The organism is Arthrobacter caoxuetaonis (assembly GCF_023921125.1).
Lineage (GTDB): Bacteria > Actinomycetota > Actinomycetes > Actinomycetales > Micrococcaceae > Arthrobacter_B > Arthrobacter_B caoxuetaonis.
In genome coordinates this window covers 2,403,914-2,430,243 of sequence record NZ_CP099466.1, presented here as the reverse complement: position 1 = coordinate 2,430,243, position 26,330 = coordinate 2,403,914, and the positions used below count along the sequence as shown (strand labels likewise).

Genomic DNA, 26,330 nt, shown 5'->3' with positions numbered 1-26,330 from the left:
TTCCAAGTCTATTACACGCCGAATCAACGTCCTTTCGTGTCTGCAGCACGTGGGGACCCAGCAACCGAGACACGAACCGGGCGCAAACCCGTTGAGGACTATGAACGATTCAAGCAGGGACACAACCACCGCGGCCCGTGACGAGAAGCCCGCTCTCTGGCTCTGGTCGCAATACGTGCTGGATTCGCTTGCCTGGGTGGTGGCCATCGTCCTGGCGCTGGTGCTGCGCTACGAGCTCACTGTGGACCAGATCAGTTTTGGCGGACTGGCCGTGTTCTGCGGCGTTGCCGTGGTGACGCAGCTGATCGTCGGGTATTCCTTTGCCCTGTACCGGGGCCGGTACAGCTTTGGCAGTTTCCATGAGATGCGGCTGCTTGCCGTCGTCACCATCGTGGTCTCCGCCATCCTGGTGCTTGTCAGCGTCCTCTTTGGCCTGGCGATCGACATTCCGCGAAGCACGGGCGTCCTGGCGTTCCCGTTCGCCTGCCTCTTCATGGCGGCCATCCGTTACCTCAAGCGCATGTACGTCGAAAGCAAGGCGCGCCCGGGGGACGAAGCGCAGCGCACCCTGATCTACGGTGCCGGCTTCCTTGGAAACTCACTGGTCACCCGGATGATGAACGATCCGGATTCCCCGTACTTTCCGGTGGGCCTGGTCGATGACGATCCCGCCAAGAAGCACCTGCGCCTGGGCACTGTGCCGGTCATGGGCAAGCTCGCCGACCTGAAGGACCTGGTGCAGCGGACCAGGGCCAAGGTGCTGATCATTGCAATTGCCGACGTCGATGCTGCCCAGGTGCGCCAGGTTACCGACAGCGCCGAGGGCCTGGACCTGAGGGTCATGGTCCTGCCGCCGCTGCGCGACATATTGGCCAAGGGTTCGGGAGCAGGCCTGACGGACTTCCGCGAGGTCGCTGTCGAAGACCTGATCGGCCGCCGTCCGGTGGACATCCACGTTGATGAAGTGGCCGGATACCTCACCGGCAAGAAAGTACTGGTCACCGGGGCCGGCGGCTCGATCGGTTCGGAACTCTGCCGGCAGATCACTGCTTTCGAACCCGCAGAGCTGATCATGGTGGACCGGGACGAGACCGGCCTGCAGCTTACCCAGCTTTCGATCACCGGGCAGGGCCTGCTTGACGGCCGGGACACCGTGCTTGCGGATATCCGCGATGCCAGGGCGCTGGATGAAATTTTCGACCAGCGCCGTCCCGACGTCGTTTTCCACGCAGCGGCGCTCAAGCATGTGTCCCTGCTGGAGCAGTATCCGCTCGAGGCCTGGAAGACGAACGTGCTGGGCACGGCCAACGTCCTGCGTTCAGCGCACAAGGCGGGCGTGAGCCACTTTGTGAATATCTCTACCGATAAAGCTGCCAACCCCACCACGGTCCTGGGCCACTCCAAGCGGGTAGCGGAGAAGCTGACCGCCTGGATGGCCGGCCACAGCGGGCGCCGGTTCGTTTCCGTCCGCTTCGGCAACGTGATCGGCAGCCGCGGTTCCATGCTGCCGCTCTTCACTGAGCAGATCCGCCAGGGCGGGCCGGTCACGGTGACTGACCCTGAGGTCACCCGGTTCTTTATGACTATTCCGGAGGCCTGCCAGCTGGTCATCCAGGCCGGGGCGATCGGCCGCGGGGGAGAGGTCCTGATCCTGGACATGGGCGATCCGGTGAAGATCATCGACGTAGCGCGGCGCATGATTGCGATGTCCGGCAAGGACATCGAGATTGTCTTCACTGGTCTGCGCAAGGGCGAGAAGCTGCACGAGATCCTGGTCGGCACCGGTGAGGACGATTCCCGTCCGCTGCATCCGAAGATCTCGCACACCTCGGTGGCCGTCCTCGCTCCGGAAGATCTCGACGCCGAAGACTGGCTGCGCCGCTGCGGTTTCGGTCCGGGGGAGGCTCCGGTGGCCGCGGCGGACGGTGCCGGGGCTCCCGCGGCCGTCCTGTTCCCCCTTCCGGATACTGCCGCGCTGCGGCTGCAGGACCTGTCGGAAGGCCCCGGGGCCGCCGGCCGCGAGGATCGGCGGACCGGCTGATGGCTTTGGCCGTACCCGTCGCTGTTTCCTTCCTGGCCAGCCTGCTGCTGCCGTTTGCCTTCATCCCGCTGCTCCGCCGCCTCGGGGTGGTGGACGTTCCCAATGAACGCTCCTCACACACCAAGGTGGTGATCCGGGGAGTCGGCGCCACGATTGCGGCCGGCGTCCTGCTTGGCCTCGGGACCGCGCTGCTGACGGGCTATGTTGCCGTTGACCGGTCCCTGGTGCTGATCCTCATCGCCGTCGTCGCCTCCGCCGCACTGCTGGGCTGGGTCGAGGACTTCCGGGGCCTGTCCATCAAGACGCGTTTCACGGGACAGCTGCTGATCGGTGCTGCGGCGACCGCTGCGCTGGCTGCGGCCCTGGGGCAAAGCTACTGGTGGGTGCCGGCGGGAATGCTGGTCATAGCCGGGTACATCAACGTCGCCAACTTCATGGACGGGGTGAACGGTATCTCCGGCCTGCATGGAATGGTGGTCGGGATCCTGTACGCGGCAAGCGGAGCCCTGTCCGGGCAGGTCTGGCTGATCGCGGCCGGTGCCGTGATCGCTGCGGCCTTTGCGGCGTTCCTGCCTTGGAACCTCGGGCGCGGGTCGGTGTTCATGGGCGACGTCGGAAGCTACCTGCTCGGTGCTTCCATCGCCGGTACCGCTGTTGCCGCGCTGCTGGCCGGAGTCTACGTCGAGTACCTGCTCTTCCCGATCCTGATCTACCTCGTGGACACCTTCACCACCCTGATGCGCCGGATCCGGCGGGGCGAACGATGGTATGCCGCCCACCGCCAGCATGTGTACCAGCGGCTGACCGATGCCGGCCTGAGCCACGTCCAGTCTGCGTCGGTCGTCACCGCCTGCACTGTCCTGATTGGCGCAACAGGCCTGGTTACCGGCGGGTCCGGCTGGGGGACCACTGCGGCCGGAACCGTCTTCGTCGTGGCTGTCGCTGTCCTGTACCTCGCGTCCCCGAAGCTGCTGGCCGCCATGCGCGGCCGGACCCGGGCGTGAGAACTGCCGGGCAGCCCGCAGCCCCCGTGTCACGACGCAGTTCTATGTACTGTAGAATTCAAACGTCGCTAAGAACGGTGACGCGTCAAGCGCACCTGTTCCACATTTCCCCCAGCACAAGGATGATCCTGCAGCCATGAGCCAAGCCAAAGGCGCACGCGGTATGCGGATCAGTGCTTCCGGGCCGTCGAATGCTCCCTGGCTGAGCATCCTCGCCACATCGGTTCTGTGGACCGCCGTGCCCGCCGCTGCCGCAGCCGGTGCAGCCCTGCTGGGCCCCGGAGTCAGCGGTGCCGCCAGTGTTGGTGCCGGCTGGGCGCTGATTGTGGTCTTCTTTGGAATCAGCCTGCTGGTCGGCCATGCCGTTGGCCGGAAGAACCCCTCCGGCGCCATTGGAATGTTCGCCGTCACCTATGCCGTCAAAGTCGTCGGCTTCGCGGCGGCCCTGTGGGCGTTCGGTGTGCCTGAGTGGCTCGAGCGGCCCTGGTTTGCCTTCGCTGCCCTGGGCACGGTGGTGATCTGGCAGATTGCGGAGATCCGCACATTCTCCCGGACCCGCCAGCTTATTTATTCCGACGCGCCTGCCGGCGCAGACAATTCCTTGAAAGGAGCCTGAGGTGGCAGCTAAATCGAAGAAGAAAGCGCCCGGCCAGGTTCCAGCAGCATTTGAAGCACCGCTCAGCAAGCGCCGGGCGATCCTCCAATATGTCCTGTCCGGAATCATTGCCCTTGGTTTGATAGGGTGGGGGCTGGACAGTCTTCTGGAGACCCGCTGGATTCTATTTGCAGGTATTGCCCTGGGCGGGTTGAGTGGTTATTACGTAGCTGCCGCCCACGGGCTCACTTCCACTAAGCCGAAACCGCCCACGGGTGGAGAACGGCCGGATGAGGGTTAGACGAAGCCATGTCACACAACTTAGTAAACGGATGCATGCCACATGCCCCCGCCAATGAAATGCCCAACGATGGACAAAGCAGAGAGGAAACGCGTTGATCGCGCTTGCGCTTCCCGCCGCCAATGAAGAGGGGTTTGTTGCACCAACCCTCGATGAAATGCACCTCCCTGAGATCCTTCCCTGGGGTGCCGAGTACGGCGAGGGCTTTGGAAAGCAGATGCTGCTTATCCTCCTGTCCGTTGCCCTGATCAGCTGGTTCTTTATTGCTGCCGCGCGGAAGCGTCAGCTTGTTCCGGGACGCCTGCAGTTCCTGGGCGAGTTCAGCTACAACCTGGTCCGCAATTCGATCGGCCGCGACATCATCGGTGAAAAGGACTTCCGTCCCTTTATCCCGCTGCTGTTCTCGCTGTTCTTCTTCATCCTGATCAACAACCTGTGGGGCAGCATTCCACTGGCGCAGCTGCCGACCACCTCACACGTTGGCACCGCCTATGCGCTGGCAGCGATCGTGTACTTCACCTGGATCATCCTGGGCATCAAAAGGCACGGCATCAAGTACTTCAAGTACGCCACCGTTCCTTCCGGCGTCCCGATCGCCATCCTGCCGCTGGTCGTCCTGATCGAAATCATCTCGACCTTCCTGGTCCGCCCGATCACGCACAGCCTCCGTCTTTTCGCGACGATGCTCTCCGGCCACCTGATCATCATGCTGGCCGCCTCGGGAACCGAATTCCTGCTGCTGGAGGCCGAAGGCCTGCTGAAGCCGCTGGGCGCACTGACACTGGTTGGCGGCGTCGCAATGTTCTTGTTCGAAGTTTTGATCCAGTGCCTGCAGGCCTACGTCTTCACGCTGCTGACTGCGATCTACATCCAAGGCTCAGTCGCAGCCGCGGATCACTAAACCTCCCCTTACGGGGAACCCCCTGAACCAAACAACCTGCCTGCGGGCATCTTGAAAGGAAATAAGCCATCATGATTGGTGAAATCAACGGCAACATCAACCTCGTCGGTTACGGCCTCTCCGCCATCGGCGGCGCCATCGGCGTGGGCCTGGTCTTCGCTGCTTACATCAACGGCGTTGCACGCCAGCCGGAAGCACAGCGCGTGCTCCAGCCGATCGCCTTCCTGGGCCTGGCCCTGACCGAAGCCCTCGCCATCCTTGGTCTGGTTTTCGCGTTCGTTCTCTAACTTCAGCGCGTATTTCCCACACCAAGTAGATAGGACGGATGAGAAATGAACGAGGCACTTATCCTCGCCGCCGCAGAAGGCGCTAATCCTCTGATCCCAAACATCTGGGAGATCCTGGTAACACTGCTTGGCTTCGCCGTGCTGATGTTCATCGTCGTCAAGTTCGTCGTCCCGATGTTCGAGAAGACGTATGCAGAGCGTACCGAGGCCATCGAAGGCGGACTTGCCAAGGCCGAGGCTGCACAGGCGGAAGCCAGTGCTGCCCTGGACGAGTACAAGCAGCAGCTGATTGACGCACGCACCGAAGCCAACCGGATCCGTGAGGAAGCGCGCTCTGAAGGCGCTCAGATTCTCGCCGACCTGAAGGCCAAGGCTGCTGCCGAGTCAGCACGCATCATGGAACAGTCCCAGGTCGCCATCGAGGCAGAGCGCCAGGCAGCAGTTGTCTCGCTCCGCAGCGAAGTCGGCACGCTGGCCACCGAGCTGGCATCCAAGATCGTCGGCGAGTCACTCTCCGACGATGCACGCTCGGCACGCGTAGTGGACCGTTTCCTGGATGAGCTGGAATCATCGCAGAACGCAGGTGCGGTTCAGTAATGGCAGGTATATCGAGCGAGTCTCTGGCAGCAGCCCAGGGTCAGCTGGAAGCACGTCTTCCCACAGCTGCCCTTGGCCTGGCAGAGGAACTCTTTGGAATTCTGGGCCTGCTGGACGGCCAGACCGGCCTGCTGCGGGCCCTGACGGATCCGGCTCGTGATGGCCATGAGAAGGCAGCCCTGGTCTCCAAACTGGTTGGCGGCAAGGTTTCGGCCGACGCCGAACAGATTGTTGCTTCTTTGGTTGAATCCCGCTGGCGCGCACCGCGTGACCTCGGGGATGCTCTGGAAACCCTGGCTGCAACGGTTGTCTCCGCGGTCGCGGAAAACAAGGGTCCCGGTACTGCCGGCCTTGAGGAACTTGAGGGCGACCTCTTCCGTTTCAACCAGACCGTGGCATCCAACCATGATGTGCAGCGTGCGCTGTCCAACCCGCGGGCAACCGCGGATGCACGGGCAGAACTTGCACAGAAGCTGGTACCCGGCGCGTCCGACGCGGCCATGGTACTGATCCGGCAGGCTGTAACGGCTCCGCGCGGACTCCGCCCCACTGCCCTTGTGACCCGGTTCCTGGAACTGGTCGCCGGACGGCAGCAGCGGTGGATCGCCGAAGTAGTGACCAGCCGCCCGCTGACGGAAGAGCAGTTTGCACGGCTGCAGGCGTCCTTGAACAGCCTGTACGGCCGCGAGCTGAAGATCAACGCAGCTGTTGATCCCTCGATCGTCGGTGGTATCCGGGTTACGGTGGGCGATGAAGTCGTCGATTCCACCGTGGTGACCCGTATGTCGGAACTGCGCCGGAAGCTCGCCGTTTAGCCACCTTCCTGGCTGAAGCGGGCCAAGAGAAACATTAGAACCAATCGAAGGTCATCGGCACGAAGCGATGATCACAACATAGGAGAGCAGGGACTGCAGATGGCCGAATTGACCATCAACGCCGACGACGTCCGTAATGCGTTGAATGAATTTGCGGCGTCCTACGAACCCGGAAACGCAGAGCGCGTTGAAGTTGGCCGCGTAACCACCGCCAGCGACGGCATTGCCCGTGTGGAGGGCCTGCCCTCCGTGATGGCGAATGAGCTGCTTCGGTTCGAGGACGGAACGCTGGGCCTGGCCCAGAACCTCGACACCCGTGAAATCGGTGTCGTTGTCCTTGGCGATTTTGGCGGCATCGAAGAAGGCCAGGAAGTTCACCGCACCGGTGAAGTCCTGTCCGTCCCCGTTGGGGATGCCTTCCTGGGCCGCGTCGTCGATCCGCTGGGTGAGCCCATGGATGACATGGGTCCGATCCAGGCTGAATCACGCCGTGCACTGGAACTCCAGGCACCGGGCGTTACCCAGCGTAAGTCGGTTCACGAGCCGCTTCAGACCGGCCTCAAGGCTATCGACGCCATGATCCCGATCGGCCGCGGCCAGCGCCAGCTGATCATCGGTGACCGCAAGACCGGCAAGACGGCAATCGCCGTCGACACCATCCTGAACCAGAGGGCCAACTGGGCTTCCGGCGACGTCGACAAGCAGGTGCGCTGCATCTACGTGGCCATCGGCCAGAAGGCGTCCACGATCGCTGAGATCAAGCGGACCCTCGAAGATGCAGGCGCCATGGAGTACACCACCATCGTGGCCTCCCCGGCATCCGACCCCGCAGGCTTCAAGTACCTGGCACCGTACGCCGGCTCGGCTATCGGCCAGCACTGGATGTACGGCGGCAAGCACGTCCTGATCATCTTTGATGATCTCTCGAAGCAGGCTGAAGCCTACCGCGCCGTGTCGCTGCTGCTGCGCCGCCCGCCGGGACGCGAAGCCTACCCGGGCGACGTCTTCTACTTGCACTCCCGTCTGCTGGAGCGTTGTGCCAAGCTCTCCGATGAGCTCGGTGCAGGCTCGATGACCGGCCTGCCGATCATCGAAACCAAGGCAAACGACGTCTCGGCCTACATCCCGACCAACGTCATCTCCATCACCGACGGCCAGATCTTCCTGCAGTCGGACCTCTTCAACGCCAACCAGCGCCCCGCAGTGGACGTCGGCATCTCCGTGTCCCGCGTTGGCGGTGCTGCACAGCAGAAGGCCATGAAGAAGGTCTCCGGCACGTTGAAGCTGGAACTCGCCCAGTACCGGGACATGCAGGCATTCGCCATGTTCGCCTCGGACCTGGATGCGGCTTCCCGCCAGCAGCTGACCCGCGGTGCACGCCTGATGGAACTGCTGAAGCAGGGTCAGTACTCCCCGTACCCGGTCGAAGACCAGGTCGTTTCGATCTGGGCCGGCACCAACGGCTTCCTCGATGACGTTCCGGTGGAAGATGTCCGCCGCTTCGAAACCGAGTTCCTTGATCACGTGCGCCGGACCTCGAAGGTCATGACCGTTCTGTCTGAGACCAACAAGCTCGAAGACTCCACGGTTGATGAACTCAAGAGCCTCATCTCCGACTTCAAGCAGGGCTTCTTCGGCGAAGGTGACAACCGCATGGTTGCTGCCGGCCACGAAGAGGCATCGGCTCTGGACGAAGACGCAGTCGACCAGGAAAAGATCGTCAAGCAGAAGCGCTAACGGCTAACGGGTTCCGCGGCCGGCTCCGGCCGCCGCGGAACTCTTGGCCATTGCCTTAGCCCTAGTTCAACGCTAGGAACCGAAAGGAAAAGTATGGGAGCCCAAATTCGGGTCTACCGCCAGAAGATCGCCTCGACTACGTCGATGCAGAAGATCTTCAAGGCGATGGAGCTGATTGCTGCCTCTCGGATTGGAAAGGCACGCACCCGCGTCGCCGCGGCCCTGCCGTATTCCAATGCGATCACCCGTGCCGTTTCTGCTGTGGCGTCCCAGTCGGAAATTGATCACCCGCTGACGACCGAGCCGGAGCAGATCCGCCGGGCAGCAGTAGTTATCATGACCTCCGACCGCGGTCTTGCCGGGTCGTACTCCGCCGGAGTCCTGAAGCAGAGCGAATCGCTGAACGAATTGCTCCGCGAAGAGGGCAAGGAGATCAAGACCTACCTGGTGGGCCGCAAGGCCCAGGCGTACTACGACTTCCGCGACCGCGCTTACGAGCGTGTTTGGACCGGCGGCACGGATGCGCCCGAGTTCGAGACCGCCCGTGAAATCGGCAAAGCACTCCTCGATGACTTCAATACGGCCTATGAAGACGGCGGCGTGGACGAAATCCACATCGTGTTCACGCGCTTCAAGTCCATGGTTGTCCAGGAACCTGCGGTTATCCGTCTGCTGCCGCTGGAAGTAGTCGAAGAGGAAGCAGCGTCCGAGACGGACATCCTGCCCCTCTACGAATACGAGCCCGAACCGGAACAGGTTCTTGACGCACTGCTGCCGCGCTACATCGAGTCGCGCATCTTCGCAGCAATGCTCCAGGCCGCCGCTTCCGAGCTCGCAGCACGCCAGCGCGCCATGAAGTCCGCAGGGGACAACGCCTCCGACCTTATTAAGAAGTACACGCGACTTCGGAATAACGCCCGTCAGGCTGAAATCACCCAGGAACTTTCCGAGATCGTGGCAGGTGCGGACGCGCTCAGCGCTTCCTAGCCTCCCGGTTCGAAAAGTTCCACCAGAAAAAACTTAGTCCACACGCCATCTAACTGAGTGAAGTGAGAGAGATGACTGCCCAAACTGCCGAGCACGGAGCAACCTCCGTAGCACCGGGCGCCACAGGCCGTATCGCCCGTGTCATTGGCCCGGTTGTCGACGTCGAATTCCCGGCTGACGCAATCCCCACCATCTACAACGCCCTCACCACCGAGCTGACGCTCAACGGTGAGACCAAAACCATCACGTTCGAGACCTCCCAGCACCTGGGTGACAACCTCGTCCGCGCCATCTCCCTGCAGGCCACCGACGGCCTGGTTCGCGGCGCAGCCGTGTTCGATACCGGTGCTCCCATCTCCGTGCCTGTCGGCGACGGCGTCAAGGGCCACATCTTCAACGTGCTCGGTGAGCCGCTGGATGTTACGGAAGACCAGCTCGAAATCACCGAGCGCTGGCCGATCCACCGCAAGGCCCCGAACTTCGCGGACCTTGAGGGCTCGACCGAAATGCTGGAGACCGGCATCAAGGTTATCGACCTTCTCACCCCGTACATCAAGGGTGGAAAGATCGGCCTGTTCGGCGGTGCCGGTGTCGGCAAGACCGTTCTGATCCAGGAAATGATCACCCGTGTTGCCCGTAACTTCGGCGGCACCTCGGTGTTCGCCGGCGTCGGCGAGCGTACCCGTGAGGGCAACGACCTCTGGGTTGAAATGGAAGAAGCCAACGTCCTCAAGGACACGGCCCTTGTATTCGGCCAGATGGATGAGCCGCCGGGAACGCGTCTGCGCGTGGCCCTGTCCGCACTGACCATGGCGGAGTACTTCCGCGATGTGCAGAACCAGGACGTGCTGCTCTTCATCGACAACATCTTCCGCTTCACCCAGGCCGGTTCGGAGGTGTCGACCCTGCTGGGCCGCATGCCTTCCGCCGTGGGCTACCAGCCCAACCTGGCTGACGAGATGGGTCTGCTGCAGGAGCGCATCACCTCGACGAAGGGCCACTCGATCACCTCGATGCAGGCCATCTACGTCCCGGCTGATGACTACACCGACCCGGCCCCGGCCACCACGTTCGCGCACCTGGATGCCACCACGGAACTTTCCCGTGAAATCGCATCCCGCGGCCTGTACCCGGCCGTGGATCCGCTGACCTCGACGTCGCGCATCCTCGACCCGCAGTACGTTGGCCAGGAGCACTACGACACGGCTGTCCGCGTCAAGCAGATCCTCCAGAAGAACAAGGAACTGCAGGACATCATCGCCATCCTCGGCATCGACGAGCTCGGCGAAGAAGACAAGATCGTCGTTGCACGTGCACGCCGCATCCAGCAGTTCCTGTCGCAGAACACCTACACCGCCAAGCAGTTCACCGGCGTCGAGGGTTCGACGGTTTCCATCAAGGACACCATCGAAGGCTTCAAGGCCATCTGCGACGGCGACGTGGACCACATCGCCGAGCAGGCCTTCTTCAACGTCGGCGGCATGGATGATGTCGAACGTCAGTGGGCGAAGATCCAAGAGCAGACCGGGAAGTAATCCCCATGGCTGACACTGCTGAACTCGAAGTCGAGATTGTTGCGGCGGACCACTTCGTGTGGTCCGGCGCAGCCAAGATGGTCAAGGCACGCACTGCCGACGGCGAAATCGGGATCCTTCCCGGCCACGCGCCGGTCCTTGCGATCCTGGCCGAGGGCGAGCTGGCCATCGAACCGGTGTCCGGCAGCCGCATCACGGTTGGGGTCGACGGCGGGTTCTTCTCCGTGGACAGCAACCGCGTGGTCATCGTCGCGGATAACGCGCAGCTGAACGACGCAGCCAACGCTGGGACCCGCTGACCCTTCCCAATGGACAGTACCTACGTGTTCATTGCGCTGGCAGCGTTCTTCGCTCTGCTGGTTTTGGCAACGGGACTCTTTTGGGTGCGCCGCACACAGCTGCGGCGCACCCTGGGTACCTTCGACGCCTCCATCTGTCTCCCGCCCGGCGGGTGGCGGATGGGGGTTTGTCGTTATACGGACACCCATGTGGAGTGGCTGCGGCTGCTCTCACTGAGCCCGCGTCCGCCCTATCGGTTCCTGCGCAGTTCGCTGGAGCTGAAGGGATGGCGCCAGCCCACCGAAGCAGAGCGTGCCCGGATCCAGCCCGGGGCGCTGGTTGTCACCTTCGAATACGAAGGCCAGGAGCTCCTTATCGCCATGAAGTATGACGTCTACACGGGCCTGTCCTCCTGGCTGGAGGCCGGACCGGTGATAGGTATCGGCACCTGGCGCTGAGGCGCCGGGAGCTAAGCGCGGAAGGCGCAGGGGATTTCTTCCCCTGCGCCTTTCCCGTATCCGCACTGCTGCGGGTGGGGGCGCATCCCGGCCCCTACTATGGAGGGATGGAAGACGTCATTGTTGTCACAGGTCCATCCACCCTGAACGGTTCGGTGACGGTTCCCGGAGCCAAGAACAGTGTCCTGAAACTGATGGCAGCCACGCTGCTGGCGCAGGGACGCTCCACCATCACCAACGTGCCCAATATCCAGGATGTCTGGATCATGTCCGAACTGCTCCGCAGGCTCGGCTGCACGGTGGACTACGACGCCGATGCCGCCCGCGTGCACATTGATGTTCCGGCTGTACCGGGACACCAGGCGGACTATGACCTGGTTCGCGCCATGCGTGCCTCGATCTCCGTCCTGGGGCCGCTCGTAGCCAGATGCCGCCGTGCCGAAGTTGCACTGCCCGGAGGCGATGCCATCGGTTCCCGCGGGCTGGATATGCACCGGGCCGGACTGGAGGCCATGGGAACGTCAATTTCGATCGACCACGGCTACCTGATCGCTTCGGTGCCCTCAGGGCTCACCGGCGCCCGCCACATCCTGGACTTCCCGTCCGTGGGTGCCACTGAAAACATCATGATGGCTGCAACGCTGGCCGCCGGCACCACTGTCATCGACAACGCCGCCCGGGAGCCGGAAATCACGGACATCGCCGAGATGCTGGGTGCGATGGGCGCGAGAATCAGCGGGGTTGGTACGAATACCCTGGTGATTGAAGGCGTCGAGAAGCTCTCCCCGGTAGAGCACCGGGTTGTCCCGGACCGCATTGTCGCCGGTACCTGGGCTTTCGCCGCTGCGATTACGGGCGGAAGCATCGAGATCAGGCAGGCGGATCCACGTGCGCTGACGGTAGTGCTGGACAAGCTGGTACAGGCCGGCTGTGTGGTGGAAACGACGCAGGACGGCTTCTTCGTCAAAGGGCCGTCGCGTCCGGAGCCCATCAACGTCTCGACGTTGCCCTACCCCGGTTTCCCCACCGACCTGCAGCCGTTCGTCGTCGCGCTGAATGCGGTTTCTTCCGGATCAGGGATGGTGACGGAGAACGTCTTCGAAGCACGCTGGGGCTTCACCTCCGAGCTGGCAAGGCTGGGTGCCGTGGTGCGGCTGGATGGACACCACGCCCTGATCCAGGGAGTGGCCAGGCTTTCAGGAGCTCCCGTGGAAGCAAATGACATCCGTGCCGGAGCGGCGCTGGTGATTACCGGGCTTGCGGCGGAGGGCACCACGGAGGTGCGGGGGGTGGACCACATCGACCGCGGGTATGAGCGTTTTATGGACAGCCTGCGGGCCCTCGGCGCGAACGTCCTGCGCCGTCGGAGCTAGCCGGGAAGCCTGTACCGCCCCGAAAGCGTGCGGACACAGCAAAGGCGGGGACCGAAGTCCCCGCCTTCAACCGGTACGACTAGAGGGCGGTTACGCCGGTTGCCTGGGGGCCCTTGGCGCCCTGGCCGATCTCGAACTGAACCCGCTGGTTCTCGTCGAGGGTCTTGAAGCCGTTGGACTGGATTTCCGAGTAGTGGACGAATACATCGCCGTCGGAATCATCCGGGGTAATGAAGCCGAAGCCCTTTTCCGCGTTAAACCATTTGACGGTTCCCTGTGCCATTTGCCTGTCTCCTTTATTACTGGAACTTAACCGGCACACCTCGTGCCTGGTTGAACCGAAGCGGGAAGTCCAGGTTCCCTGCCGATCGGCAGTTCCTACAGGAGCTTCACGCTCGCGACCGTCTTGCGAGCATGAATAACACCTACACAAAGACTGGTTATAGCGTTACATACCGCTATAGAGCCGTCAACGGATTCGAAGAAAAAGTTTCCGGAAATTTCAGGCCGCTTTTGCGGGCTTTACCGCAGCCTTTTTGAACGGCCGGCACCGGGATTATCAATGCCGCGGCACCGTGCGGCCAGGTGCACTAGAACAAGCGGGATTCGCTGTCATCGACACCGCGCATTTCGTCATAGTCGAGCGTTAGGCATTCGATCCCGCGGTCTGCTGCCAGAACCCTCGCCTGGGGCTTGATCTGCTGTGCCGCAAAAACGCCGCGGACGGGCGCCAGCAACGGATCCCGGTTGAGCAGTTCCAAATACCGGGTCAGCTGTTCCACCCCGTCGATATCCCCGCGGCGCTTCAGCTCGACGGCCACAGTTGCGCCGTCAGCATCGCGGGCCAGGATATCCACCGGACCGATGGCGGTCATGTATTCGCGCCGGATCAGGGAATAGCCGTCGCCCAGCTTGGTGATCTGCTCGGCCAGCAGGCGCTGCAGGTCCGCCTCCACGCCGTCCTTGATCAACCCGGGATCCGTTCCAAGGTCATGGGCCACGTCGGAGAGATGCTCATAGACGCTGATCACCAGCTTGTCGTCGGTCTTGGCGCTCTGGACGTTCCAGACCTCAACGACACCGTTTTCGGCATCGTCCTGGTCCGGCTTGGTGATCCGCAGGGTTGCGGGCGGGCTCATCCAGTTCAGGGGTTTATAGGACCCGCCGTCGGAATGGATCAGGACAGAGCCGTCCGCCTTCACCATGAGCAGGCGGGTGGCCAGGGGCAGATGGGCACGGAGGCGGCCGACGTAGTCAACGGAGCAGCGGGCTATCACTAAACGCACAGTTGCACTTTACCGGCTCGGCTGCGGCAAGATGGACTCATGCCCCGCTCCAACCGCCCCCGACGGCAGCTGCCCGCTTCCAGCACTGCTGCCGGACGCAACGCGCGGCGTAAATGGGCGGCACCGGCACCGGAGGTGGATCTGGACCGTGCCCGGGCGGGCCTGCCTGAGCGCGAGAGCGCGGCCGACGGCGAATGGTCGGTGCGGCGGATTACCGCCAGGAACGCGGCCAAGGAGTACCGCTGCCCGGGCTGCGGACAGGTCATTCCGCCGGGGATCGAGCACCTGGTGGTCTGGCAGGAGGACTCGCTGTTCGGCCGGGAGACCGCCGTCGCAGACCGCAGGCACTGGCATGCACGCTGCTGGCGCATCCGCCCCGGATCCGGCCAGCGCCGCTAGGGAGCCGCGGCTAGCGCCGGTCCTGGCGCGCGATCACGACTTCCTTCATCAGGAGCAGTATCGCCGCTGCGGTGGGAATGGCGATCAGTGCGCCGAGGACGCCCAGCAGGGTGCCGCCGGCGATCACCGCAATAACGGCGACCGCGCCAGGGACGGCAACTGCCCGCTGCATCACGCGCGGGGAAACGAAGTACGCCTCGAACTGCAGGTAGGCCATGTAGAGAATGGCGAACACGACGGCGGTCTGCCAGCTGGCGGTCAGTGCAATGAGGGACACCAGGATAAGGGCGATGGGCGGCCCCACGAGGGGAATGAAGGCCAGGATCGCCACCAGGAAAGCCAGGAGAACCGAAAAAGGGACCCCGGTAATGGTCATGATCACGAAGGCGTAGAGCGCATCCAGCAGTGCCACGAAGCCCTGGCCTATGACGTAGTTGCCCACGCTGCCGGTGATTTCCTCGGAGAGGGCTTCCACCCTCCGCCGCCGGCTGCGGGGAGCCAGCCGGTAGGCCCACTTCTTCATTGACGGCAGCGACGCCAGGAAGTACAGGGTCAGCACCAGGATAATCAGCGCGCCGAACAGGCCGTTGGCGATGACCGAGCCCACGCTCAGCACCCCGCCGAAAATACCGCCGACGGCATCGGCGTTGGAGAAGAACTTCTCCACTTCATCGTCGATGCGGTCCCGGATCTGGAACTGCCGCTCCACCGTCACGAAGAACTGCGAGGACATAAAGCGGTCGACGTAGCTCGGGGCGTTATTGATGACTTCCGTGGTCTGGCTGACGATCGTGGGAATCAGCGTTGCAAAAAAGCCTGCAACGGCACCGGCCAGGACGACGACGGTGATGGCGATGCCGGCGGGACGGGGGACCCCCCGGGCACTCAGCCAGCGCACCACCGGATCCAGGCCCAGTGCGATGAAGAGTGCGGCGCCGATCCAGACCAGCAGCTCACCCACGTTGGTGACAATGAAAAACAGCAGCAGGGCAAACCCCACGCCGGTCGTGAACATAAAGCCGAAGCGGATGGGATGCCGTTCAGGCCCCCCTTCGCCCGTCGCCGGGGGAGGAGCTCCTCCGAAGCGCCGCCGCTCGTCCGAGAGTTTCGCGTCCTCATCAACTTCCGGCTCGGGGAGCCGTTGCTCAGGCAGTTCATCTTCCGGAGGAACGTCGAACCGGTGCCGGGGGCGGGCTCCGGGGATGCGGGTGAGCAGTTGCCGGGCGCGCGAGCCTGCTGCTGCGAAACGGCTGGGGCGCAGCGGTGCGTCCTGCCCGGGCGCGGGGAGGGGCTCGTCGACGGGAACGTCCCTGTCATCGCTCATCCGCGCTGTTCTCCTTGGAAGTCCTTGGTTTTCCGGTCCTGTGCTGCGGCGTCAGATTATCAGTCCCGGATGCCGGGCCTGCCGCACGGGGCCGGGCACTTCCGGGCCGTGCCCCCTAAATGTGCTCTTGGAGGGGATTTCGTTACCATAGGGTTATAAACCAGCCGCCATGACGGATATCCATGGGCCCTCACGCCCATCGCCGCTGCCTACAGGCGGGCGAGTGACCGTGACCGACGATAGGTAAGTTGTGCGAAACAAAATTGCAGTTCCGCTGATTGTGCTTGGTGTGCTGATGATGCTGGTGGGCATCGGTCAGCGCACGCTGTGGGCACCGCCGGACACCGTCACCGTCCAGGCCCCCGCAACCGAGGCGGAGGCGCCTCTGGCTGTGCTGGACGCCGGTCTTTTCGCCGACCGTTCCGGTGCGGAGATCACGGTACGGGGCGAGGACGGCATCTTCCTTGCGGTTGGACGCAGTGCCGACGTCGATGCCTGGGCCGACGGCGCGGCTGCAACGCGGATTACGGGTGCCTCAACGGAGGCCCTGGCGGCCGAAACCGGTGACGGCGAGGCCACGGTCCCCAACCCCGCCGGCTCTGATCTGTGGGTCAGCGAGGAAGCCGCAGAAGGCGAACTCTCCTACCTCTGGACGGCACCGGCAGAAGGGGACTGGTCGGTGCTGATCGCCTCCGACGGTGAAGCGCCTGCTCCGACGGATATCTCCGTCAGCTGGGCCAACGAGGAAGGAACGCCGTTCGCCGTTCCGCTGATCGTCGGCGGTGCCCTGGTGGCCATCCTCGGGCTGGCCCTGGCGTTCATGGCCCGTTCCGGCAGCAAGCGAACCCCGCCTGCTCCCGGCAGCCGCCGCGCCACCCGGGAATCCGATACCGCGGCCCACAAGATCGTCGCCCGGCGCGGGCAGGACGCCGGGACCGCGCGTTCCGTCTCAGCCCAGCCTGCCGCTTCAGCGATTCGGAAAGGCACCGCAGGGGTGCTTTCCGCCGCCCTGGCTTCGGGCATCGCCCTGGCCTTGGTGCCGGGCGCTGCCACGGCGGCAACGGATGCCCCGGAGGATGCCGCATACCCTGTCGTGCTGGACGAACAGCTGGCACGCATCCTGGGTTCTGTCGCGGGGACAGTCCAGAAAGCGGACGCTGCCCGGGACCCGGCCCTGCTGAAAGAACGCGTCTCCTCCACCGCACTCTCCCTCCGCGAGGCGAACTACGCAGTGGCGGCGAAGGTACCCGAGACAGCCGCGCCGACGTCGGTCGCAGCCTCGCCCCTTCTCACCGACCTGGTTTCCACCGGGACAGGCTTCCCGCGCACCGTCGTGGCCGTCACCCAGGGCGGAGACAACACCGTTCCCCAGGCACTGGTGCTGGTCCAGCCCTCCGCGCGTGAGAACTACAAGCTCGTTTCCGCGATCCAGATGCTGCCGGGTACTACGTTCCCCCAGGCGCCGTCGGACGGAACCGGCGTCAGCGCGGCTGAGCCGGGCTCCGCGGACGGACTGGCGATGTCGCCGCAGGCAGCGGTCGATGCCCTGGCCGACGCCCTCACCAACCCTGAGGGCGGGAACAGCGCCACGTTTGCGCCGAACAGCTTCGCTGAGGCCGTGACGACGTTCCAGGCTGAGGTGACAGCCAACCCGGACAACGAGTTCGCCTCCATCACCTTTAGCCACACTCCCGTCCCTGAAGACACGCGCTCCCTGCGCACCGGGGACGGCGGCGCCATCGTCTTTGGCTACATGTCCCACAGCTATTCGAGCGTTCCCCGCGAGGAGGGTGATTCGATCAACCTGGAGGGCACCATCTACGAGACCCTGACCGGCGAGAAGAACACCGAGGCGGGAATCGACGTCAAGTACGGCGAGGCTGTCATGCTCTACGTGCCCCCGGCCGGGACCTCGGACAAGGTCGAGGTCATCGGCGCCGCCCAGGAGCTGCTCTCGGCAACCCTGAAGTAACCCCCGCCGTCGATCCGGTGCGGCGGCATGCGCCGCCCGGACCGGGTGGCAGGACAGGGCCGCGGCTGCAGCAGCTGCGGTCCTGCGCTGTCTGCGGACGTACTTGCTCCGGGGCCCGGTCCCCGTACTAGGGTTGAGACCATGAGCACACCGAACCATCGTCCGGCACCGGCACCGGCACCGTCCATGAACCTCAGGGGAGCGGTGGACCTCTCCGCACTCAAGGCCAAGGCGAGTGCGCCGCCGCCCGCTGCGCAGCAGGGTGCCCCGGCCGGCCAGAACACCTCCTACGTCGTGGAAGTCACCGAACAGACCTTCCCCCAGGTGGTGCAGCTTTCGGCTACGGTTCCGGTAATCATCAACCTGTACTCTTCCCGCAGCCCGGAGTCGGCTGAGGTTACCGCTGCGCTGGAACAGGAAGCGGCAGTCCGAGGCGGACGCATTCTGCTGGCGAATGTCGATGCGGATGCGCACCCGCAGATCGCCCAGGCTTTCCAGGCTGTCTCCGTGCCAACGGTCGCCGCGGTAGTCAAGGGCCAGCCCGTTCCGCTCTTTGACCGCGCAGTTCCAGCCGAGCAGATCCAGGCCCTGATCACCGAGCTGATGCAGGTGGCGGAAGCCAACGGCGTCACCGGTTCACTGGGTGAGCCCGGCGGTGCACCCGGTGAAGAGGACGAGGCTCCGCTGCCCCCGCTGCACCAGGAGGCCTACGACGCCATTGTGGCAGGGGATTACGACGGCGCCGCTGCCGCCTACCGCAAGGCCCTGGCAGAGCAGCCCGCCGACGCTGACGCAAAAGCGGGCCTGGCGCAGGTGGAGCTGATGCAGCGGCTCAAGGACGCCGATGCCGAAGCGCTCCGCTCCGCTGCCGCCAAGGAACCGGACAACGTGGATGCCCAGCTTGCCGTGGCGGACCTCGACCTTTCGGGCGGACATGTGGAGGACGCATTCAACCGCCTGATTCGGCTGATCAGCCGCACCTTCGGGGAGGACCGGGAACGCGTCCGGCTGCGCCTGCTGGATCTTTTCGAGATTACGGGCCCAACCGATCCGCGTGTTAACAAGGCACGCTCCGCACTGGCCCGCGCCTTGTTCTAGGAATATCCGCGGGCAGGGCGCCCGTCATTGCCATGGGGCCCTGCCGCAGGCCCGGGGTCCGGGCCTAAGCTGAAAAGAGCCGGAGGGACAGGGACAGGCGGAGCGCTCCGCGGCTCCCGGATACTTGCCGGCATAAGGCACCGGACAGGCGAAGCGCCATGGCAGTTCGCCGTGACAGGGAGCAGGAATATGTGCACAGGCATCAGATTCTCTGACAACAGCGGCAACCTCTACCTCGCGCGCAATCTGGACTGGACGTTCGGTTACGGCGAGCGGGTTGTGCTGACGCCGACGGGGTACGCCACACGTTCCCCCTTTGGAGCGGTGCCGGAGATCCGGCACGCGGTCATTGGAATGGGCATCGTGGAGGAAGACACGCCGCTGTATTTCGACTGCGGAAACGACGCAGGCCTGGCCGTAGCCGGGCTCAACTTTCCGGGATACGCGGACTACGCCACGGAAGCGGTTGAGGGGGCGGTGAACGTTGCCGCGTTCGAATTCCCCCTCTGGGTGGCATCCCAGTTCGCCAGCGTTGACGAGGTCGAGGCCGCGCTCGGCTCTGTCGTCATTGTGGACCGGCCGATCAACGAAAAGTACCCGAGCTCCCTGCTGCACTGGATCATCGGTGACGCCAAACGCGCCATAGTGGTGGAGTACACGAGCGACGGCATGCACGTCTTCGATGACGACGTCGACGTCCTGGCGAACCAGCCCGGCTTTTCCTGGCACCACGAGAACCTGCGCAACTACCTCAACGCGTCCCCCGACTATCCCGGGAAGGTTGTGCTTGCAGGGGCTGACCTGGTCCCATTCGGTTCAGGATCCCTGATGCGCGGCATCCCCGGCGACTACTACTCGCCGTCCCGGTTCGTGAGGGCCGCCTACGTGAACGCCCACTATCCACAGAAGTCGACCGAGGAAGAGAACGTCAGCCGTGCGTTCCATACCCTGCAGCAGGTCGCGATGGTGGAGGGCAGCGCAGCGATGGATTCGGGGCAGTTCGAGAAGACGGTCTACACGGGGCTCTTCTCCGCCAGGACAAAGAGCTACTACTGGAATACCTACGAAGACCCGGCCATCCAATCCGTATCCATGGCAGACCATGCGGCAGACGGAACGGAACTCCTGGTGCTCTAGCTTCAGCGGAGGCGGTGCGGCCGCGCACCGCCTCCTAGTCCGTGCGGCGGGGCCGGGCGGCGTCTTTGTTACTGGATTTGGTCCGCAGGATGGAGTGCAGCCGGGGTTCTGGTTGCTAGGTTTTGTGTATGAGCCAAACACCAGATCCCTCTGTACTTCCCGGCGGGAACCAGCAGTCCGCAGCTGCCGTGCCAGCACCAGCCGAAGCGCAGCCCGTGCCCGCGCTTGCCATCCGCGGACTGGCCAAGCGGTTTGGGCAGAAGATTGCTGTCAACGGCATCAACCTTGATGTCCCTGCCGGGTCGTTTTATGGACTGGTTGGGCCGAACGGCGCCGGAAAGACCACTGCCCTGTCCATGGCAACCGGGCTGATGCGTCCGGACTACGGACAGGTATGGGTTCACGGCGTGGATGTCTGGGACAAGCCGCTGGAGGCCAAGAGGCTCATGGGCGTGCTTCCCGACGGCGTCCGGCTTTTTGACCGGCTGACGGGTGAACAGCTGGTGACCTATGCGGGCCTGCTGCGCGGCATGGACCGGGACACCGTGGCGGAGCGCACGGCTGACCTCCTGCGCGCACTGGACCTTTCGGCAGATGCAGGCACCCTGGTGGTGGACTACTCCGCCGGCATGACCAAGAAGATCGCCCTGGCCTCGGCGCTGATCCACGCGCCGCGCCTGCTGGTCCTGGATGAACCTTTCGAAGCCGTTGATCCGGTCTCTGCCGCGAACATCCGTGACATCCTCGCGGACTACGTGTCCTCCGGCGGAACGGTGATTGTTTCCAGCCACGTGATGGACCTGGTGCAGCGCATGTGCGACCACGTTGCCGTCGTTGCGGCCGGCAACGTCCTGGCAGCCGGAACGGTGGATGAGGTCCGCGGCAGCCGGAGCCTGGAAGAAACCTTCGTGGACCTGGTCGGCGGACGCAGCACCTCGGAGGGCCTGTCATGGTTGCGCACCTCCTAAGGCTCAAACTCATCCTGCTGCGCAACTCACTGCGCCGCAGCCCCTGGCAGATCGTCGGGATCGTCTTCGGAGCGCTCTACGGCATCGGAATCCTGACCATGCTGATCGGGGCACTGTTCTTCCTCGGCCTGACGGATCCTGCCCTTGCCCGCACCGCCGTCATCCTCGGCGGATCCGCAGTGCTGCTGGGCTGGGGCATCATTCCCGTGCTGGCCACCGGCGTGGACATGACCCTGGACCCTGCGCGCTTCGTGACGTTCGCGATTCCGATGCGCCAGATGCTTGCCGGCCTGGCACTGGGATCGCTGATCGGAGTTCCCGGGCTCGTCACGCTGCTGGCTTCGCTGGCGCAGGCGTTCTCCTGGTGGCAGCATCCGGCGGCCGTGCTGGCCGCTGTTCCCGCCGCGCTGGTCGCCGTCCTGTCCTGTGTCGTGCTGGCCCGGACCACGGTTGCCGCAACGACATCACTTGCCAGCTCACGCCGGTTCAAGGACGTGGCAGGCCTGGTTGCCATCGTTCCCCTGGTGCTTCTTGGCCCGATCTTCGGGATTTCGGCCACGGGGTTTGCTGCCTCCGGGGACTTCCTGTTTGACCTCGCAGAGGGACTGGCCTGGACCCCGCTTGGGGCCGCGTGGGCCATCCCGGGCGATATCGTCCTGGGGAATACGGGCACGGCGGCAGTCCGGTTTGTCATCGCCGTCGCCTTCCTGGTTTTTATTACCTGGGCCTGGAAAGCCCTGCTGGCCCGCGCACTGGTCACCCCGGCGCACAATGCGGCCGCGCGCCGGGGCGCCGGCAAGCTCGGGTTCTTTGCCCGTATGCCGGCCACTCCTGCCGGAGCCGTCGCCGCACGGGCCCTCACCTACTGGGTGCGCGACCCGCGGTACTCGGCATCGCTGATCCTTATTCCGGCGCTCGTCGCGATTATGGTCTTCGTCGGCTTCCAGGGCGGCGAGGGCATACCGCCGGTCGTCCTGGGGCTCGGCCCGCTGGTGGCGTTCCTTCTCGCTTTCGGGATCTCCGCCGACATCTCCTACGACAACACTGCCTTCGCCCTGCATATCTCCACCGGCGTTTCCGGCACGGCTGACCGCGCCGGCCGCGCCGTCGCCTGTGCGGTATTCGCCCTGCCTGCAACCCTGGCCGCAGCCGTGCTTCCGCCCGTGCTCGTGGGCCGGCCGGAGGATATTCCGGCGCTTTTGGGACTGTCTGTCGGGCTCCTGCTCAGCGGACTGGGGCTCTCCAGCGTCTTTTCGGCCCGCTACACCTACAACGTGCCGCTGCCGGGGGAGAACGCGTTCAAGACTCCTCCGGGGTCTACCGGGCGCACCATGCTGGTGCAGTTCATCTGGATGGCAGTGCAGTTCGTCATCGCTCTGCCGTTGCTCGCGCCCGCCGTCGCCTACCTCTTTGGAGCGGGTCCGCTCTGGGGCTGGGTGGCCCTGGTGGTGGGAGTGCTGTACGGTGCAGCTGCGATGATCATGGGCATCCGGATCGGCGGCCGATGGCTGGACCGCCGTGCTCCGGAAGTCCTGCTGGCCGTGTCCGTCAACAAGTAGCGGCGGGGCCGCGGTACTAAGATGGGAACCATGACTCTGCCTCCTGATCCCTTCGAATCCGACCCCATGCGCCGGGCCGACAGCGGTTCCTCCACCGCAGTCATCGAGCGCGAAGAACAGCGCGAACTCGTTGAGCCGGGTGACGCCGAACGCTTCTCGCACTATGTGCGCAAGGAAAAGATCATGGAATCGGCCCTGTCCGGCGAACCGGTCATTGCCCTCTGCGGCAAGGTCTGGACCCCGGGCAGGGATCCGAAGAAGTTCCCGGTCTGCCCCACGTGCAAGGAAATTTACGAAGGCCTGCGCCCGGGCAAGGACGACGGCGGGAAGAAGTAGCGCCCGCGCCCTCCCCATTGCCCTTCCCAGCCGTAGCATCCTGGCACGGCAGTAAGTCCTGATGCCCTTATGAGTGACCCACTGCCCGCGGAGCGCCGCGAGGGCGCCATGTCCGCTGCTTTCCGGCCGCTGACCCTCGGCGTCATCGCCATTGTTACCTGCGTGGCGTTCGAAGCCATGGCGGTCACGACGGCGATGCCCGTGATCGGGGACGATCTCGGCGCCGGGGCGGGCTACGGCCTTGCCTTCTCCATGTTCCTGACCGCGTCCCTGCTCGGCTCGGTGCTGGCCGGTTCCCGCTGCGACGTCGAAGGCCCGCGCCGGTCGCTGATCACGGGCATGGCGCTGCTGGTGGCGGGTCTGGTGCTCTCCGCGGCGGCAGGAGAGTTCTGGCTGGTAACGGCCGGACGGGCAGTTTCCGGCCTGGGCAGCGGCGCAATGGTGGTGGCGTTGTATGTGATCATCGGGCAGGTTTACCCGTCCAGGCTGCAGCCGGTGATCTTCGGATGGGTGGCGACCGCCTGGATCCTGCCGTCCATGGTGGGGCCGCTGGCAGCGGGACTGCTGGCACAGTACGCCAGCTGGCGCTGGGTTTTCGCGGTCGTGATTCCCATTGTCCTGATCGCGGCCGCGCTCGTCTGGCCGCGGGTGCGCCCTCTTGGCCCGCCGGACAGCCCGGAACTTGACCGTGCCCTGGGCCGCAGGCGCGCGGTCTGGGGAGTGTTCCTGGCCGGAGGTGTCTTCGCGGCGCAGTGGGCCGGGAACGAGGCCGCTGCTGCGGGGTCCGTGCTGCTCGGAATCCTGACGGCCTCGGGTGTGCTGGCGGCAGTTGCAGCGCTTTCCGTGCTGCTTCCGCAGGGGACTCTGTGGCTGCGCAGGGGCCTGCCATCGGTGGTGGCGACACGCGGATTGATCAACGCCGCATTCGTCGCGGCGGAAGCCTTTATGCCGGTGATGCTCCTGGCCGTTTACGGCGTGAGCCCGGCCACTGCCGGAATCGCACTGACCGCAGGCGCGGTAGGCTGGGCCATTGGATCCTTCCTGCAGGCCCGGGTACCCGGAGACCGGCGCCACCTGCTCCTGGCGGGCGGATCAGGCCTGCTGACGCTGTCCATTGGCGGCACCGGGCTGATGGCCGGGGCACAGTCGCCCTTCTGGCTCCTGGTGGCCGTCTGGTCGCTGGCGGGCGTGGCCATGGGTGCGGCGCTGTCCAGCACTTCGGTGCTGGTCCTTGATGCCTCCTCGGCAGCTGACCGGGGGCAGAACTCGGCGTCGCTTCAGCTCGCCGACCAGGTGGGTGCCGTCGCAGGCACCACGGTTGGAGGGGTGCTGCTCGCCGTCCTGGTGCAGCGCGGACCTGTGGGCCCGGAAACAGGTTATGCCCTGATGTGGCTGGTCCTCGCAGTCTTTGCGGTGATTGGAACAGCTGCGGGCATACGCAGTGCAATTGTTAGACCAAGTACCGGAAAGGTGCCTTCCCAAGCGTGAGTCCCGATACCCTTTTCGGCGGCAGTGGACCGGCGCTGCCCCCTGCCTATCCCGAACGGGCAGCATGGGGGACAGCCCCGAAGCTGCGCCAGTGGCAGGCCGAAGCCCTGGAAAAATACTTCGCCAAGAATGACAACGACTTCCTGGCCGTGGCGACCCCCGGCGCAGGCAAGACCACCTTCGCCCTGCGTGTAGCCACCGAACTGGTGGAACGCGGCATCGTGAACCGGATTACCGTCGTCGCGCCCACCGACCACCTCAAGCGCCAGTGGGCAGATGCAGCCGCGCGCGTTGGACTGGCACTGGACCCCAACTTCAAGAACGCGGACGGGCGGCACGGCCACGGCTTCATAGGCGTGGCAGTGACCTACGCGCAGGTGGCCAGCAAGCCCATGCTGCACCGCGCCAAGACCGAAGCCGCCCGGACGCTGGTCATCCTGGATGAGATCCACCACGGCGGCGACGCGCTGTCCTGGGGCGACGGCATCCGTGAAGCGTTTGAACCAGCTGCCCGGCGGCTGTCGCTGACCGGTACGCCGTTCCGCTCCGACACCGCACCCATTCCGTTCGTCGACTACATCGAGGACGGCGCCGGAATCCGCCGCTCCAAGGCCGACTACACGTACGGCTACGGCCAGGCGCTGAAGGACCATGTGGTCCGTCCGGTGATGTTCATGGCGTACTCCGGCCAGATGCGGTGGCGCACCAGCGCCGGTGAGGAAATGGCTGCGTCGCTTGGCGAAGCGGCGGTGACCAAGGACATCACCGCGCACGCCTGGCGCACGGCACTGAACCCGGCCGGTGAATGGATTCCAGCCGTCCTCGCTGCTGCTGACCGCCGGCTCAGCGAGGTGCGGCGTGCCGTGCCCGACGCCGGCGGCCTGGTCATTGCCACGGACCATGAAGACGCCCGCGCGTACGCCGGGCAGCTGAAGAAGATCACCGGTGAATCACCCACGGTGATCCTCTCCGACAATGCGAAGGCCTCCGAGAAGATCGAGGAGTTCTCTGCGGGTACGCAGCGCTGGATGGTGGCAGTGCGCATGGTGTCCGAAGGCGTGGACGTTCCGCGCCTCGCCGTCGGTGTGTATGCGACCTCGACGTCGACGCCGCTGTTCTTTGCCCAGGCCGTGGGCCGCTTTGTGCGTGCCCGCAAGCGGGGAGAAACGGCGTCGGTGTTCCTGCCGTCGGTACCCACGCTGATGATCCTGGCGAACGAGATGGAAGTGGAGCGCGACCACGCGCTGGACCGTCCCGAGAACCATTCCGAGGAGGAAGGCTTCGGCCTGGACGACTCGCTGATGGAAGCGGCGAACCGGGAAGAGAAGGCCTCCGGCGAGCTGCAGAAGCAGAAGTTCGAGGCGCTGGAATCACAGGCATCCTTTGACCGTGTGCTGTTCGACGGCGGCGAGTTCGGTACCGGCGGCGAACTGGGCAGCGAGGATGAGCAGGACTTCCTGGGCATCCCGGGACTGCTGGACGCGGAGCAGGTCACCATGCTGCTGCGCCAGCGGCAGCAGGAGCAGCTTTCCCGCCGGGGCAGGCGCAAGCCGGAGGAAAAGGTACCGGAGGCGCTGCCATCGGTCGCTGACCACCGCCAGCTCACGGAACTGCGGGCCCAGCTGGCCAAGAACGTCTCGGCTTGGTCCGCCCGCTCCGGCATGCCCCACGGCATGGTGCACAGCGAACTCCGCCGGATCTGCGGCGGCCCCGCCGTGGCCCAGGCGAACGAGGAACAGCTGCAAAAGCGGCTGGAAAAGCTGCAGGACTGGTTTATCGGCCGCAAGTAGCCCCCCTGATTCCTCCCTCTCTTCCAAACGAGAGGCCAGTTACGGCTCTTCAGAACGCTGAAA

General features: G+C 64.5%; 26 protein-coding genes. 23 read left to right on the top strand and 3 right to left on the bottom strand.

Annotated features, from left to right (window positions below; genetic code table 11):
* The first annotated feature begins 100 nt into the window (after positions 1-100).
* From NF551_RS11150 to murA, 14 genes are all read left to right on the top strand, one after another.
* On the top strand, positions 101-2,041 hold the full coding sequence (locus NF551_RS11150; RefSeq protein ID WP_227894638.1) for a polysaccharide biosynthesis protein: 1,941 nt from the start codon (positions 101-103) through the stop codon (positions 2,039-2,041).
* Complete coding sequence (locus NF551_RS11145; RefSeq protein ID WP_227894639.1) at positions 2,041-3,045, top strand: MraY family glycosyltransferase; 1,005 nt, start codon at positions 2,041-2,043, stop codon at positions 3,043-3,045. The genes NF551_RS11150 and NF551_RS11145 overlap by 1 nt, the downstream gene beginning before the upstream one ends.
* Before the next feature lie 136 nt (positions 3,046-3,181).
* Positions 3,182-3,661, top strand: a complete 480-nt coding sequence (locus NF551_RS11140) for a hypothetical protein (protein ID WP_227894640.1) — start codon at positions 3,182-3,184, stop codon at positions 3,659-3,661.
* A gap of 1 nt (position 3,662) precedes the next feature.
* Positions 3,663-3,941: a hypothetical protein gene (locus NF551_RS11135; protein ID WP_227894641.1), complete on the top strand. Its 279-nt coding sequence runs from the start codon at positions 3,663-3,665 to the stop codon at positions 3,939-3,941.
* A gap of 94 nt (positions 3,942-4,035) precedes the next feature.
* Positions 4,036-4,842 (top strand): F0F1 ATP synthase subunit A, encoded by an 807-nt coding sequence (gene atpB, locus NF551_RS11130; protein WP_227894642.1) that lies wholly within the window; start codon positions 4,036-4,038, stop codon positions 4,840-4,842.
* A 71-nt stretch (positions 4,843-4,913) separates the two neighbouring features.
* Positions 4,914-5,129: an ATP synthase F0 subunit C gene (gene atpE / locus NF551_RS11125; RefSeq protein ID WP_191807777.1), complete on the top strand. Its 216-nt coding sequence runs from the start codon at positions 4,914-4,916 to the stop codon at positions 5,127-5,129.
* Between the two features lie 45 nt (positions 5,130-5,174).
* Positions 5,175-5,726, top strand: a complete 552-nt coding sequence (locus tag NF551_RS11120; protein WP_227894643.1) for a F0F1 ATP synthase subunit B — start codon at positions 5,175-5,177, stop codon at positions 5,724-5,726.
* Positions 5,726-6,541: a F0F1 ATP synthase subunit delta gene (locus tag NF551_RS11115; RefSeq protein WP_227894644.1), complete on the top strand. Its 816-nt coding sequence runs from the start codon at positions 5,726-5,728 to the stop codon at positions 6,539-6,541. Before NF551_RS11120 ends, NF551_RS11115 begins: the two co-directional genes overlap by 1 nt.
* A gap of 99 nt (positions 6,542-6,640) precedes the next feature.
* On the top strand, positions 6,641-8,278 hold the full coding sequence (gene atpA / locus NF551_RS11110) for a F0F1 ATP synthase subunit alpha (RefSeq protein ID WP_227894645.1): 1,638 nt from the start codon (positions 6,641-6,643) through the stop codon (positions 8,276-8,278).
* Between the two features lie 93 nt (positions 8,279-8,371).
* On the top strand, positions 8,372-9,265 hold the full coding sequence (locus NF551_RS11105) for a F0F1 ATP synthase subunit gamma (RefSeq protein WP_227894646.1): 894 nt from the start codon (positions 8,372-8,374) through the stop codon (positions 9,263-9,265).
* A gap of 71 nt (positions 9,266-9,336) precedes the next feature.
* On the top strand, positions 9,337-10,800 hold the full coding sequence (atpD, locus tag NF551_RS11100; protein WP_227894647.1) for a F0F1 ATP synthase subunit beta: 1,464 nt from the start codon (positions 9,337-9,339) through the stop codon (positions 10,798-10,800).
* A 5-nt stretch (positions 10,801-10,805) separates the two neighbouring features.
* Complete coding sequence (locus NF551_RS11095) at positions 10,806-11,099, top strand: F0F1 ATP synthase subunit epsilon (RefSeq protein WP_227894648.1); 294 nt, start codon at positions 10,806-10,808, stop codon at positions 11,097-11,099.
* A gap of 9 nt (positions 11,100-11,108) precedes the next feature.
* Positions 11,109-11,537, top strand: a complete 429-nt coding sequence (locus NF551_RS11090) for a DUF2550 domain-containing protein (RefSeq protein ID WP_227894649.1) — start codon at positions 11,109-11,111, stop codon at positions 11,535-11,537.
* 107 nt (positions 11,538-11,644) lie between these two features.
* Positions 11,645-12,910, top strand: coding sequence for a UDP-N-acetylglucosamine 1-carboxyvinyltransferase (gene murA, locus NF551_RS11085; RefSeq protein WP_227894650.1), 1,266 nt, complete (start codon positions 11,645-11,647; stop codon positions 12,908-12,910).
* 79 nt (positions 12,911-12,989) lie between these two features.
* On the opposite strand, the gene NF551_RS11080 is transcribed toward murA, so the two are convergent.
* A complete protein-coding gene (locus NF551_RS11080; RefSeq protein ID WP_055239636.1) occupies positions 12,990-13,193 on the bottom strand; it encodes a cold-shock protein in 204 nt (67 codons plus the stop codon).
* A 307-nt stretch (positions 13,194-13,500) separates the two neighbouring features.
* Positions 13,501-14,196, bottom strand: a complete 696-nt coding sequence (nucS, locus tag NF551_RS11075; protein ID WP_227894651.1) for an endonuclease NucS — start codon at positions 14,194-14,196, stop codon at positions 13,501-13,503.
* Between the two features lie 39 nt (positions 14,197-14,235).
* Between nucS and NF551_RS11070 the strand changes: the two genes are divergently transcribed.
* Positions 14,236-14,595 carry an Rv1322 family protein gene (locus tag NF551_RS11070; protein WP_227894652.1) on the top strand — a complete coding sequence of 120 codons (360 nt, stop codon included), beginning with the start codon at positions 14,236-14,238 and terminating at the stop codon, positions 14,593-14,595.
* A 10-nt stretch (positions 14,596-14,605) separates the two neighbouring features.
* Here the strand turns inward: NF551_RS11070 and NF551_RS11065 are convergent, their stop codons facing one another.
* The gene (locus tag NF551_RS11065; RefSeq protein ID WP_227894653.1) at positions 14,606-15,919 is read right to left on the bottom strand and encodes an AI-2E family transporter; all 1,314 of its coding nucleotides are present in this window, start codon (positions 15,917-15,919) and stop codon (positions 14,606-14,608) included.
* Between the two features lie 250 nt (positions 15,920-16,169).
* On the opposite strand from NF551_RS11065, the gene NF551_RS11060 reads away from it, so the two are divergent.
* The 8 genes from NF551_RS11060 to NF551_RS11025 all read left to right on the top strand — a co-directional run bounded on the left by NF551_RS11060 (position 16,170) and on the right by NF551_RS11025 (position 26,267).
* Positions 16,170-17,891 carry a DUF8094 domain-containing protein gene (locus NF551_RS11060; RefSeq protein WP_227894654.1) on the top strand — a complete coding sequence of 574 codons (1,722 nt, stop codon included), beginning with the start codon at positions 16,170-16,172 and terminating at the stop codon, positions 17,889-17,891.
* Positions 17,892-18,032: 141 nt separating this feature from the next.
* Positions 18,033-18,989 carry a tetratricopeptide repeat protein gene (locus NF551_RS11055; protein ID WP_227894655.1) on the top strand — a complete coding sequence of 319 codons (957 nt, stop codon included), beginning with the start codon at positions 18,033-18,035 and terminating at the stop codon, positions 18,987-18,989.
* A gap of 189 nt (positions 18,990-19,178) precedes the next feature.
* Positions 19,179-20,126, top strand: a complete 948-nt coding sequence (gene bsh, locus NF551_RS11050; protein WP_227894656.1) for a choloylglycine hydrolase — start codon at positions 19,179-19,181, stop codon at positions 20,124-20,126.
* Between the two features lie 128 nt (positions 20,127-20,254).
* Positions 20,255-21,094 (top strand): ABC transporter ATP-binding protein, encoded by an 840-nt coding sequence (locus tag NF551_RS11045; RefSeq protein WP_227894657.1) that lies wholly within the window; start codon positions 20,255-20,257, stop codon positions 21,092-21,094.
* Positions 21,076-22,653, top strand: a complete 1,578-nt coding sequence (locus NF551_RS11040) for a transporter (protein ID WP_227894658.1) — start codon at positions 21,076-21,078, stop codon at positions 22,651-22,653. The genes NF551_RS11045 and NF551_RS11040 overlap by 19 nt, the downstream gene beginning before the upstream one ends.
* A gap of 21 nt (positions 22,654-22,674) precedes the next feature.
* Positions 22,675-22,989, top strand: coding sequence for a DUF3039 domain-containing protein (locus NF551_RS11035; RefSeq protein ID WP_423721291.1), 315 nt, complete (start codon positions 22,675-22,677; stop codon positions 22,987-22,989).
* A 69-nt stretch (positions 22,990-23,058) separates the two neighbouring features.
* The gene (locus NF551_RS11030; protein WP_227894660.1) at positions 23,059-24,477 is read left to right on the top strand and encodes an MFS transporter; all 1,419 of its coding nucleotides are present in this window, start codon (positions 23,059-23,061) and stop codon (positions 24,475-24,477) included.
* Positions 24,474-26,267 carry a DEAD/DEAH box helicase gene (locus NF551_RS11025; RefSeq protein WP_227894661.1) on the top strand — a complete coding sequence of 598 codons (1,794 nt, stop codon included), beginning with the start codon at positions 24,474-24,476 and terminating at the stop codon, positions 26,265-26,267. Before NF551_RS11030 ends, NF551_RS11025 begins: the two co-directional genes overlap by 4 nt.
* Positions 26,268-26,330: the final 63 nt, after the last annotated feature.

Excerpts from the sequence above, each read along its gene's own strand:
- atpE (WP_191807777.1), top strand. The coding sequence starts at position 4,914 with ATGATTGGTGAAATCAACGGCAACATCAACCTCGTCGGTTACGGCCTC.
- NF551_RS11070 (WP_227894652.1), top strand. The coding sequence starts at position 14,236 with ATGCCCCGCTCCAACCGCCCCCGACGGCAGCTGCCCGCTTCCAGCACT.
- NF551_RS11040 (WP_227894658.1), top strand. The coding sequence starts at position 21,076 with ATGGTTGCGCACCTCCTAAGGCTCAAACTCATCCTGCTGCGCAACTCA.
- NF551_RS11030 (WP_227894660.1), top strand. The coding sequence starts at position 23,059 with ATGAGTGACCCACTGCCCGCGGAGCGCCGCGAGGGCGCCATGTCCGCT.
- NF551_RS11120 (WP_227894643.1), top strand. The coding sequence starts at position 5,175 with ATGAACGAGGCACTTATCCTCGCCGCCGCAGAAGGCGCTAATCCTCTG.
- bsh (WP_227894656.1), top strand. The coding sequence starts at position 19,179 with ATGTGCACAGGCATCAGATTCTCTGACAACAGCGGCAACCTCTACCTC.
- NF551_RS11145 (WP_227894639.1), top strand. The coding sequence starts at position 2,041 with ATGGCTTTGGCCGTACCCGTCGCTGTTTCCTTCCTGGCCAGCCTGCTG.
- NF551_RS11045 (WP_227894657.1), top strand. The coding sequence starts at position 20,255 with ATGAGCCAAACACCAGATCCCTCTGTACTTCCCGGCGGGAACCAGCAG.
- NF551_RS11105 (WP_227894646.1), top strand. The coding sequence starts at position 8,372 with ATGGGAGCCCAAATTCGGGTCTACCGCCAGAAGATCGCCTCGACTACG.
- NF551_RS11140 (WP_227894640.1), top strand. The coding sequence starts at position 3,182 with ATGAGCCAAGCCAAAGGCGCACGCGGTATGCGGATCAGTGCTTCCGGG.
- NF551_RS11055 (WP_227894655.1), top strand. The coding sequence starts at position 18,033 with ATGAGCACACCGAACCATCGTCCGGCACCGGCACCGGCACCGTCCATG.
- atpD (WP_227894647.1), top strand. The coding sequence starts at position 9,337 with ATGACTGCCCAAACTGCCGAGCACGGAGCAACCTCCGTAGCACCGGGC.
- NF551_RS11095 (WP_227894648.1), top strand. The coding sequence starts at position 10,806 with ATGGCTGACACTGCTGAACTCGAAGTCGAGATTGTTGCGGCGGACCAC.
- NF551_RS11035 (WP_423721291.1), top strand. The coding sequence starts at position 22,675 with ATGGGAACCATGACTCTGCCTCCTGATCCCTTCGAATCCGACCCCATG.
- NF551_RS11080 (WP_055239636.1), bottom strand. The coding sequence starts at position 13,193 with ATGGCACAGGGAACCGTCAAATGGTTTAACGCGGAAAAGGGCTTCGGC.
- atpA (WP_227894645.1), top strand. The coding sequence starts at position 6,641 with ATGGCCGAATTGACCATCAACGCCGACGACGTCCGTAATGCGTTGAAT.
- murA (WP_227894650.1), top strand. The coding sequence starts at position 11,645 with ATGGAAGACGTCATTGTTGTCACAGGTCCATCCACCCTGAACGGTTCG.
- NF551_RS11090 (WP_227894649.1), top strand. The coding sequence starts at position 11,109 with ATGGACAGTACCTACGTGTTCATTGCGCTGGCAGCGTTCTTCGCTCTG.
- NF551_RS11150 (WP_227894638.1), top strand. The coding sequence starts at position 101 with ATGAACGATTCAAGCAGGGACACAACCACCGCGGCCCGTGACGAGAAG.
- NF551_RS11065 (WP_227894653.1), bottom strand. The coding sequence starts at position 15,919 with ATGAGCGATGACAGGGACGTTCCCGTCGACGAGCCCCTCCCCGCGCCC.
- NF551_RS11115 (WP_227894644.1), top strand. The coding sequence starts at position 5,726 with ATGGCAGGTATATCGAGCGAGTCTCTGGCAGCAGCCCAGGGTCAGCTG.